We start from the raw sequence: 9,774 nt of genomic DNA, 5'->3' as shown, positions 1-9,774 counted from the left end.
ATATCAGAGGATACGCTTTCATTCAATGATTTTTACGTTATTTTTTAGTAAAATGTTTATTTTTATAAAATTTACCTGTATTTTAGTTATCTTCACGCTTAATTAACTAATAAAAAGAGAGTTAACATAACTGAAATAACCAGTTATGTTAACTCCCATTTACTCATTATAATCCGCTCATTTCTGAATAATATGTATTTCCCGAAACTCATTTGGGGTTACACCCTCCACCTTCTTAAACACCTTTCGAAAGTACTTGTCGTCCTGGTAACCGACCATATTGGCAATTTCATAGATTTTCAGCTCACTATTTTTCAATAAAGCTTTAGCCCTTTTTATTCGGATTTTAACAATGTAATCAGAAATATTAACGTTAAACTCCTGCTTAAACTTCCGAGAAATATATTCCCTGCTGATATAAAAATGGTCTGATATCTCTTGCAGTTTTACATCCCGATCAAAATTCGCCTCTAAATATTTCTCTATTTCATAGATGACATTATTGCTTTTCTGAACAGTCTTTCGCTTAATTTTCCTTAGAAAAATAGAAACTTCGCGGATGGTTCGGTCAATATAATCCTGAAGCTGGAATGTACCGTTTTGATTGAAAAATTGATCCACTCTGTATTCGATTCGATCTGAAATCTTTCTTGTGATTTGAAAATGTTCAAACCAATGGTTACTGATAACCAGATATTCATTTTCAAGCTGCAGCAGCTGGCCCCATGATAAGGAATGACCCTCCGTATAATCCTTAGCAATTTTACCAATCAAATCATCAAAAGCCCTAATCTCCCCTGCTTGAATAGCTAATTCAATTTCAGAAGAATAGGAAAATAAATTTTTTAATAAGAGGGGTTGAATAACATCCTGACGGTAAACCTTGCTTTCTTCATCATCCAAGATATTACTGTTCAATAAAACCTGCTTTGCGTACTGATAGGAATTTATTAATTTGTTCCTTTTATCGATAGCTGTTCCGATGGCAATATGACAAGAAACACCAATCGCCTTCTTAATCGCTTTATAAATGTACTCCAATAGCTCTTCAATATAGGCAAACTGCTCCCAAAAAACAATCACAATTTCCCCTTTTTGAGCAAGATAACGGAAACCAATCCCACATTCCCTTTTCTGCAAAATTTCATTAATAACGTTCAAAATTGTAAAATAAGTTAAATCTCGATCTCCTTGAAATGCCTCTATTGCCTTTCTATTTAGTCGAACAAGCGCGACGAGGTATTCTTGTGATTTAGAAAAACCAAATTCTTCGTACAATTCATCCTTAAGATTGTCACTATTCAATAATTGGGTTAGTTTCCGATCCCGGTAAACTGGCTTCATTTCATTTATTAATTGATAGGTAGTTGTTTTACTGTTGCGCTCCGCTTCCTCTTCTCTCCACTCTTTCACCACTTTTTCCAGCGTTTGATTTAATATTTCCGGATCAATTGGTTTTAGTAAATAGTCTGAACTGCCAAAATGAATGGCTTTACGCATATAATGGTAATCATCGTAACCAGTCACGACAATGGTTTTACTAGTTGGCTGATTTTCTTTAATCCACTCTAACAGCTGTGTCCCATCCATTTTTGGCATTTTCATATCAGAAAAAATAATTTCCGGGCGAAGGGTTTGAATAAGCTGGATCGCTTCCTCACCGTTACAAGCCTCAAAAATTTCTGTTATCCCATTCTGTTCCCATTCTCCGAGCAGATTGATTCCCTCACGAACATGTTTTTCATCATCAACGATTAAGACCTTCATAGATGTATCACCTCATTTTGAATATTTCTAGGAATGATGATCGTAACAGTAAAACCACCTTCTTCTCCGCTGGCAACATCCATTACTACTTGATTGCTATAATAAATCTTTAACCGGTCATAAATATTTTTCAGGCCAATGCCAGCCCCCTTGTGATTTTCACCATTTCCACCATCGGACAATTCCCGGCAAAGTTGTTCAAGTTCATCTTCATTAACACCAGTTCCGTTATCTTTAACAGAAATGTATACATAATGGTCATGCTCTCCCTTTGCAGTAATAACAATCCTTGCATTTTCTAACTGCTGGTCAAAGCCATGTTTAAAACAATTTTCAACAATGGGCTGTAAAATCATTTTCGGAACGATGACCTCTTCTACACCTTTTTCAATTCTCAGTTCAAACTCAAACTGCTCGTCAAATCTTTGCTTTTGTAAATTAAGATAGGATTTAACATGATTGACTTCTGCTAAAAATGGGACAATATCATCTTTCATATTCATACTGTACCGCATGATATTGGATAATGAGTTTAATAACGAATACACCTGAACTGCCTTTAATTTTAATGCAAGCGTTCCAATTGACTGAAACGCATTATAGAGAAAATGCGGATTTATTTGGGATTGAAGAACTCTTAACTGGGAGGATTTATTTTCAATCTCCAATTTATATTCCCGTTCAATTAATTCATTTATTTTTGAAATCATCAACTTGAAATGCCTGCCCAGCATCCCGATTTCATCATTTCCTAATGATTCAAAATCTGCTTCAAACACACCTTTTTCTACTTTTTTCATATTCGCAATTAATACTTTGATCGGAGCAGTGAGTCTGAAAGAGATGAACATGGTAGCAAATAGAACGATAATTAATGTGATAATCACAATGATAATATTCGTAAATACAGTCTGCCTTGCACCTTGGTAAAGTACATCATAAGGAATTCTTTTAACAATGTACCAGTTTTTAAAGGAATCGGAGAACTTTTGGTAGACAATTACACCCGAAAATTTTTCGTCCTTCCAGTCAAGACTTTTAATTGTCTTTGGTTCTTTCTTTATTTGTTTAAACCAAGCGTCCTTATTAGCCTTTCCAATTTCGTTGTTCTTTGAAGAATAAACGACAATGCCCTCTTCATTCATTATGTATAAGTCTTCAACCCCATCCGTATATAACCTTCCAGAAATATCTCTTATCTTGGAGAGATTAATATCTATAGATACAAAGCCTAAAATGGTATCTAACGGTACATCTCTTATAATCGTATGGAAACTTAAAACCTGATTTTTCTCGGAATTAGGGATCACCGACAAGTTATTGTAACTATATATCTTATGAGGCGGTTCAATAACTGAAAAGTCATGAGACCTGCTTAAGCGGGAATAGAAAGGATTGGACAAGATATTCTGGTATTTCCCTCTGCCGCTAATTCTTGAGTGATAATTGGTATATGAATCTTTTCCTTTATTTATATAAAGCAGCATTTGCTCGACTTCTGGCCGGGAGTTAAAGGTATAGGCGAGCATCCTCCGCACTTCTTCTTGATTACTACTTAGGTTGTCTGTTATTCCAACCCTCATCACCGACATAAATGGTGTATACCGATATAAAACAGTCGACATTTGTGCAACATCTTCTAAATAAGTACTTAGTTCCGCTTCCCCTTTAACAATTAAATCATGATTCGTGGAGACAAATCGGTCATTTATTGACTTCGTTGTTTGATAATACGTAATGGTAATCGCAATTCCAAAAGGGAGTATGATGACAGCCATTAAAGTTACAATTAGTTTTTTTCGGATTCCCCATTGCATGTGCTTTTGGGCTAGTCCCTAAAATTTGAACTAGCCTCCCCCCTTTTCAAAGTGTACTAAATACCCCACCATTTTAGCATAAGAAAACATCGTAATACATGGGGTCTATTTTAATATGGCAAAATGGACTGTTCAATATTTTCCACCCTACTGGTCAATGTAAGCCGTTTCATATTTTTTCAAAAACCCTAAAATGAAGATATGGGAGGTGCAGTAAGTGAATAATCAAAGTGAGTTAGAAAGTTCAGCTTTACCTGGCAAAACTAGTATAAAAATTTCAGAGTCTTCTTCTTTAAATAAAAAGAAGAAGCTAAAAGAGGCAGGGTTATTCGCCCTATTTGTCGGCCCCGTATTTTTGGCGTTTACCATCATTGTCCTTATTCCTTTCTTTACGGGAATTTATTACGCCTTCACCGATTGGAATGGAATAACAGGCGACATTAAATGGGTAGGTCTTGATAACTTTAAATACCTATTTACAGAGGACAAGCAATTCCAAGATTCTTTTATCCTTACAACAAAATATACCGTTGTAGCGATTATCTTAACAAATATGATTGGTTTTGGATTAGCACTCCTTGTTACACAAATGCTGAAAACAAGGAATATATTGCGAACCGTCTTCTTTATGCCAAACATGGTGGGCGGTCTTTTACTAGGCTTTATCTGGCAGTTCATTTTTGTAAAAGGCTTTAGTTCGCTTGGACAATTAACACATATTCCTTTTTTCGAATTACCTTGGCTGGGGGATGCTAATACCGCCTTCTGGGGAATTGTGATTGTCAGTGTATGGCAGGGTGCAGGGTACATTATGATTATCTACATTGCCGCCTTACAAAATGTGCCGCAAGAACTAATTGAAGCAGCAAAAATTGATGGCGCGAATAGATTTCAAATCCTACGCCATATCACCATGCCACTAGTGGCACCGGCCGTTACAATCTGTTTATTTTTAACCACCGCTTCATCCTTTAAGATCTTTGATGCAAACCTGTCGTTAACAAACGGCGGTCCCTTTAAATCAACGGAGATGTTAGCACTAAACATTTACACAGAGGCTTTCGTCAATAACCGTTATGGTATTGGTGAAGCAAAGGCATTAATTTTCTTCATTGTTGTCGCAGCGATTACTGTACTACAAGTGACAATTTCGAAGAAAAGGGAGGTTGAATCATAATGGGAAACAAGTATACAAGCAAGACATTTGTTCTTGAGATATTTGCTATCCTGCTTGCTCTTGTCTTTTTAGTTCCGTTCTATTATTTGATTTCAAACTCCTTGAAACCGTTCGCAGAGATTTTATCAAACACATCTGCTTTACCAAAAGTATTCATGCTAGACAACTACATTAACGCATTTGAAAAATTGGACTATTTACGAGTATTTTCAAATTCCTTAATTATTACGGTTATCAGTAATATCGTTCTGGTTGTTTTTTGTTCAATGGCCGCTTATATGCTGGTTAGAACGAAAAAGAAAATCAGTAATATCATCTTTATGACATTTGTTGCAGCGATGATCATTCCATTTCAATCGATTATGATTCCGCTCATCAAAACAGCTGGAACTCTTGGAATGTTGAATAGCATCTGGGGACTTGTCGTTATGTACTTAGGCTTTGGTTCAGGGATGACCATCTTCCTCTATCATGGTTTCATCAAAGGAATACCAGTAGAATTGGAAGAAGCAGCGATTATTGACGGATGTTCAAGGCTAGGGGTTTTCTGGAGAATTGTATTTCCACTATTAAAACCTATTACTGTCACAATTGTTATCCTAAATAGCTTATGGATTTGGAATGACTATTTGCTGCCGTCACTGGTTCTTCAAAATCCAGAATACCGAACCATTCCATTAGCAACCTTCTTCTTCTTTGGACAGTATACAAAACAATGGGATTTAGCTTTAGCAGCACTTGTCCTTGGTATCATTCCGTTATTAATTTTCTTCTTTGCCATGCAAAAACACATTATCAAGGGGATTACGAGCGGTTCCATTAAGTAAATCGAAAAGCGGAGGCGCCTTGACCAAGGGAAAAAAGAAGTTCATTTTTTCCTAGGCGCTGTAGCTAGACAATTTCATCCCAGGGGTCAACCTTTGCTGCCAGTAATCGACTGGCAGCGAGGATTTATAAATTAGATATATATTAACAGGAGGGAAAACAAATGGTATTTAAAAAATATTCAATCGCAGCGGGGATTTTATCAGCTTCACTTCTTTTAGGAGCTTGTGGTAACAGTGACAGCGCATCTGGTACAAAAAAAGACAGCGGCAGCAAAGACGGAAAAGTTGTTGTTGATATCTTTAACGGTAAGGTTGAAATCGCAGATCAATTGAAAGCGTTGACAGATAAATATACGAAAGAGCACCCTAACGTTACTTTTAATATCGAATCAGTCGGAGGCGGCGCTGATGGTGCTGCAGCCCTTAAAGCAAAATTTGCTTCTAACAAAGCACCTGATATCTTCGGAAATGGCGGATACCAAGAGGCTATTACTTGGAAAGATAAGTTTGAAGATCTATCTGATCAGCCTTGGGTAAAAGACGCATATGAAGATGCCCTAAAACCAATGACAATCGACGGAAAAATTTATGGCCAGCCTGTAAACATGGAAGGATACGGTTTTGCTTTTAATAAGAAATTATTTGAAAAAGCAGGTATTACAGAACTTCCAAAAACCTATTCAGAGTTAGAAGCGGCAGCGAAGAAGCTTAAAGCTGCTGGTATCACACCTTTCTCTGTCGGCTATGCAGAATGGTGGGTATTAGCAAACCATGGTCTTAACGTACCATTTGCTTATCAACAAGCTGATGACGAGAATTTCATTAAAAGCTTAAATGAAGGCACAGGAAAAATTGCCGGAAACAAATACTTTGAAGACTACTTTAAGCTTGTTGATTTAACAGTGAAGTATGGTAACAAAAATCCGTTAACGACTGACTACAATACAGAAGTAACTCAATTCGCTAACGGTGAAACAGCAATGATCCAGCAAGGAAACTGGATTCAGCCTATGCTCGATAAATTAAACCCTGGAATGGAAGTTGGTTTTATTCCACTTGCTCTTACAGATGATGCTGCGCAGGCAGATAAGCTAATGGTTGACGTTCCAACAAACTGGGTTGTTTATAACAAAGCACCTAATGCTGATAAAAAGGCTGCAAAAGATTTCTTAAATTGGATGGTATCTTCTGAAGAAGGTAAAACTGCATTAGTTAAAGATTTCAAATATGTTCCGGCATTCAAAACCATTGAAGCAAAGGCCGAAGATATTGGACCTCTAGGCGCTGACCTTCAAAAGTATTCTAAAGATGGAAAAACATATTCTTGGCAGTTCATGAAGTACCCTGATGGTGCTGGACAAGAATTTGGTGCAACACTACAAGCATATGTTGGCGGCCAAAAGACAAAAGAAGAAGCTATGAAAGCACTTGATGCAACATGGGCTAAATTAAAAAAATAAGATTATAAATCTATAAAGGCTCTTCTCACTGTGAGAAGAGCCTTTATGTTATTCACGATCCGGTGTGTTTACCATGATACCGGCTACTTGTGTTAATCGTTCATAAAAGGCTAGTCCTGCAGGAGTCTGATCAAGACCAATTTCATGAAAGGCCTCCTTCATACATTGCAGCCAATGCTTAGCCCTTGTCGGTGTTACCTCAAAAGGCAGATGACGCGCTCTCATTGCCGGGGGGCCAAATTCTTGACTATAAAGGGCTGGACCTCCTAAAAATTGTGGCAAGAACATCCGCTGTTTCCTTTTGATTTCTTCCATATCCCCTTGAAATAGCGGAGCTAGAATAGGATCAGTGTAAACACGAGGATAAAAAGCATCCACCAGCCTATTGATCGTTTCTTGACCGCCAATTTCACTATATAGTGATTTAAAATTATAATCCATCTTTCTCACCATCCACTATTAATTTTCCCCTATTTACATAATAATAAAGAAAAACGGGACCGGGGTTAGTGATATAAATCACTTTACAAAGTAGTGACGAGTCTTAATTAGTATTTGTTGTGGTATTCTAAAATAATAATGGTTATTCTTCTAAGAGGTGCAAACGATGAATAAAGCTTGGTTTTATGTTATTTTAACTTGTGTGTTTGAATGGATTTGGGTATATGGGTTTAATACCGCCCATACATGGTGGCAGTGGGCATTGGTCCTTGCCGTGATTTTATGGGATTATCATATCCTTCCAAAAGCTTGTGAAACCCTCCCAACAGGCACTGTATATGCTATTTTTGCTGGGGTCGGTACGATTGGAACAGTATTAATGGATGTATTCCTTTTTGGCGGCAGGATCACCCTAGGAGAAATCTTTTTTATTGCGATTATTATTTTGGGTGTCATTGGATTAAACCTTTCGGATAATAAGGAAGAAAAAGTAGCCATGAAAGGTGCTGCATAATCATGGGATGGGTATTGGTTTTGTTAGCTGCAGCCAGTGAGGTTACCGGTGCTGTTGGGCTAAAATTGTATAGTCAGCAAAAGAATGTCAGGAATGGCATCCTTTATATGGGCGGATTTGGGGCATCGCTTGCCTTTTTATATGGATCATTTCAATTTCTCCAACTGAGTATCGCTTATGCCGTTTGGGTTGGAATTGGAACTGCCGGGGCTGTCTTTATCAATATGTTTCTTTTAGGAGAATCGAAAAGCGCGGGACGAGTCTTTAGTGTTGTATTGATTATTATTGGTGTCATTGGATTAAATGCTCTTTCCTAAGAAATGCGCAAGCGCCTTGGTCAGCCCCGACAAGCACAAGACAAGCCGGCCGAAAGGTTGCCTTTTAACCTTTTGGACGGATTGACTTGTGACCTCGAGGGGCTAGGCGCTGGAGCTAGACAATTCTCAAAATCAATTTCTAGACTTTCTTATATAATAAAAATCTGTCAGCAGTCGCTGACAGATTTTTATTTTAGCTATTTAGGATATCTTCAATTCTTGCCAGTTCTTCGTCCTTAAAATCAAGGTTGTTGACTACTGCCACATTTTCTTCAATTTGACTTACACGGCTCGCACCAATTAGAACGGATGTTACTTTTTCTTTGCGCAATACCCATGAAAGAGCCATCTGTGATAGGCTTTGACCACGGTCACCAGCTATTTCGTTTAATTGGCGTACTTGTTCCAATACTTTCGCGGTGACATGTTCTTTTTGCAAGAATCCTGTTGGACTTGCTGCTCGGGAGTCTGCTGGAATCCCCGTTAAGTATTTGTTCGTTAACAAGCCTTGCGCTAATGGACTAAAGGCAATTGAGCCCACACCATTTTCTTGTAATACATCCTGAAGGCCATCCTCAATCCATCTGTTAAACATCGAGTAATTGGGCTGATGGATAAGCAGTGGTGTACCTAGTTGCTTCAATATTTTAATTGCTTCAGCCGTTTGTTCGGCACTGTAATTAGAAATTCCGACATATAGCGCTTTTCCTTGACGCACAATGGAATCCAATGCCATCATGGTCTCTTCCAGCGGTGTATTGGGATCAGGACGGTGTGAATAAAAAATGTCTACATACTCAAGTCCCATTCGTTTGAGGCTTTGGTCTAAACTTGAGATTAAGTACTTCCTTGAGCCCCAATCTCCATATGGACCAGGCCACATATAATAGCCCGCTTTTGATGAAATGACCATTTCATCACGATAAGGAGCAAAATCTGTTTTTAGCATGCGGCCAAACATTTCTTCCGCAGAGCCTGCTGGCGGACCATAGTTATTAGCTAAGTCAAAGTGGGTGATTCCTAAATCAAAGGCCTTTCTCAGCATAGTTCTGCCATTTTCGTATGTATCGACGCCTCCAAAGTTATGCCAAAGGCCTAAAGAAACCGCTGGAAGCAATAATCCTGAACGCCCGGTTCGATTGTATTTCATAGTTTCGTAACGATTGTCTGCAGCTTGATAAACCATAGTAATCCTCCTCTTCCATTATGTAAACCCTTCCACTATTATAATCGACTGGGGGCTGATTTTTAAAGGATGGAGACTTGGAGAGATAGTTAATGTTGTTTGACCAATAGATAAAAAATGATTTTTCGAAGATTATCTTAATACCGATGAATTCGATTATATCTAAAGGTCCTTGAAGGACACTTTGGTCGATTCTTTCGAGAATTTTGTCCTTCATCCCCTTTATGAAGGACACTTTCTTCGAGCTCCGGGATCTTTTTGTCCTTCA

At 37.9% G+C, this 9,774-nt stretch carries 9 protein-coding genes; 5 read left to right on the top strand and 4 right to left on the bottom strand.

Annotated elements, in window-relative coordinates:
* Positions 1 to 177: 177 nt before the first annotated feature.
* Positions 178 to 1,767: a response regulator transcription factor gene (locus V7266_RS24115; RefSeq protein ID WP_335471673.1), complete on the bottom strand. Its 1,590-nt coding sequence runs from the start codon at positions 1,765 to 1,767 to the stop codon at positions 178 to 180.
* Entirely contained in the window at positions 1,764 to 3,584 is a 1,821-nt protein-coding gene (locus V7266_RS24110) for a sensor histidine kinase (protein ID WP_335471671.1), read from the bottom strand. The genes V7266_RS24115 and V7266_RS24110 overlap by 4 nt, the downstream gene beginning before the upstream one ends.
* A gap of 217 nt (positions 3,585 to 3,801) precedes the next feature.
* On the opposite strand from V7266_RS24110, the gene V7266_RS24105 reads away from it, so the two are divergent.
* From V7266_RS24105 to V7266_RS24095, 3 genes are all read left to right on the top strand, one after another.
* A complete protein-coding gene (locus tag V7266_RS24105; RefSeq protein WP_335471669.1) occupies positions 3,802 to 4,761 on the top strand; it encodes a carbohydrate ABC transporter permease in 960 nt (319 codons plus the stop codon).
* Complete coding sequence (locus tag V7266_RS24100) at positions 4,761 to 5,588, top strand: carbohydrate ABC transporter permease (protein WP_335471667.1); 828 nt, start codon at positions 4,761 to 4,763, stop codon at positions 5,586 to 5,588. Before V7266_RS24105 ends, V7266_RS24100 begins: the two co-directional genes overlap by 1 nt.
* Positions 5,589 to 5,749: 161 nt before the next feature.
* The gene (locus tag V7266_RS24095) at positions 5,750 to 7,048 is read left to right on the top strand and encodes an ABC transporter substrate-binding protein (protein ID WP_335471665.1); all 1,299 of its coding nucleotides are present in this window, start codon (positions 5,750 to 5,752) and stop codon (positions 7,046 to 7,048) included.
* A gap of 48 nt (positions 7,049 to 7,096) precedes the next feature.
* On the opposite strand, the gene V7266_RS24090 is transcribed toward V7266_RS24095, so the two are convergent.
* A complete protein-coding gene (locus V7266_RS24090; protein WP_335471663.1) occupies positions 7,097 to 7,489 on the bottom strand; it encodes a globin in 393 nt (130 codons plus the stop codon).
* Between the two features lie 166 nt (positions 7,490 to 7,655).
* Here V7266_RS24090 and V7266_RS24085 point away from each other — a divergent pair, with 166 nt between their 5' ends.
* Both V7266_RS24085 and V7266_RS24080 read left to right on the top strand, forming a co-directional pair.
* Positions 7,656 to 8,003 carry a DMT family transporter gene (locus V7266_RS24085; protein ID WP_335471661.1) on the top strand — a complete coding sequence of 116 codons (348 nt, stop codon included), beginning with the start codon at positions 7,656 to 7,658 and terminating at the stop codon, positions 8,001 to 8,003.
* Between the two features lie 2 nt (positions 8,004 to 8,005).
* Complete coding sequence (locus V7266_RS24080) at positions 8,006 to 8,320, top strand: DMT family transporter (RefSeq protein WP_335471660.1); 315 nt, start codon at positions 8,006 to 8,008, stop codon at positions 8,318 to 8,320.
* Between the two features lie 193 nt (positions 8,321 to 8,513).
* On the opposite strand, the gene mgrA is transcribed toward V7266_RS24080, so the two are convergent.
* Complete coding sequence (gene mgrA, locus V7266_RS24075; protein WP_335471659.1) at positions 8,514 to 9,506, bottom strand: L-glyceraldehyde 3-phosphate reductase; 993 nt, start codon at positions 9,504 to 9,506, stop codon at positions 8,514 to 8,516.
* Positions 9,507 to 9,774 lie beyond the last annotated feature (268 nt).

It is taken from the genome of Neobacillus drentensis (assembly GCF_036965645.1).
GTDB lineage: Bacteria > Bacillota > Bacilli > Bacillales > Cytobacillaceae > Neobacillus > Neobacillus drentensis_D.
The sequence above is the reverse complement of the archived record's forward strand: the minus strand, read 5'-3'. Positions and strand labels throughout refer to the sequence as shown.

What these genes read in the sequence shown, in the direction of transcription:
- V7266_RS24095 (WP_335471665.1), top strand. Translation starts at nt 5,750, where the DNA reads ATGGTATTTAAAAAATATTCAATCGCAGCGGGGATTTTATCAGCTTCA.
- mgrA (WP_335471659.1), bottom strand. Translation starts at nt 9,506, where the DNA reads ATGGTTTATCAAGCTGCAGACAATCGTTACGAAACTATGAAATACAAT.
- V7266_RS24080 (WP_335471660.1), top strand. Translation starts at nt 8,006, where the DNA reads ATGGGATGGGTATTGGTTTTGTTAGCTGCAGCCAGTGAGGTTACCGGT.
- V7266_RS24085 (WP_335471661.1), top strand. Translation starts at nt 7,656, where the DNA reads ATGAATAAAGCTTGGTTTTATGTTATTTTAACTTGTGTGTTTGAATGG.
- V7266_RS24100 (WP_335471667.1), top strand. Translation starts at nt 4,761, where the DNA reads ATGGGAAACAAGTATACAAGCAAGACATTTGTTCTTGAGATATTTGCT.
- V7266_RS24090 (WP_335471663.1), bottom strand. Translation starts at nt 7,489, where the DNA reads ATGGATTATAATTTTAAATCACTATATAGTGAAATTGGCGGTCAAGAA.
- V7266_RS24115 (WP_335471673.1), bottom strand. Translation starts at nt 1,767, where the DNA reads ATGAAGGTCTTAATCGTTGATGATGAAAAACATGTTCGTGAGGGAATC.
- V7266_RS24110 (WP_335471671.1), bottom strand. Translation starts at nt 3,584, where the DNA reads ATGCAATGGGGAATCCGAAAAAAACTAATTGTAACTTTAATGGCTGTC.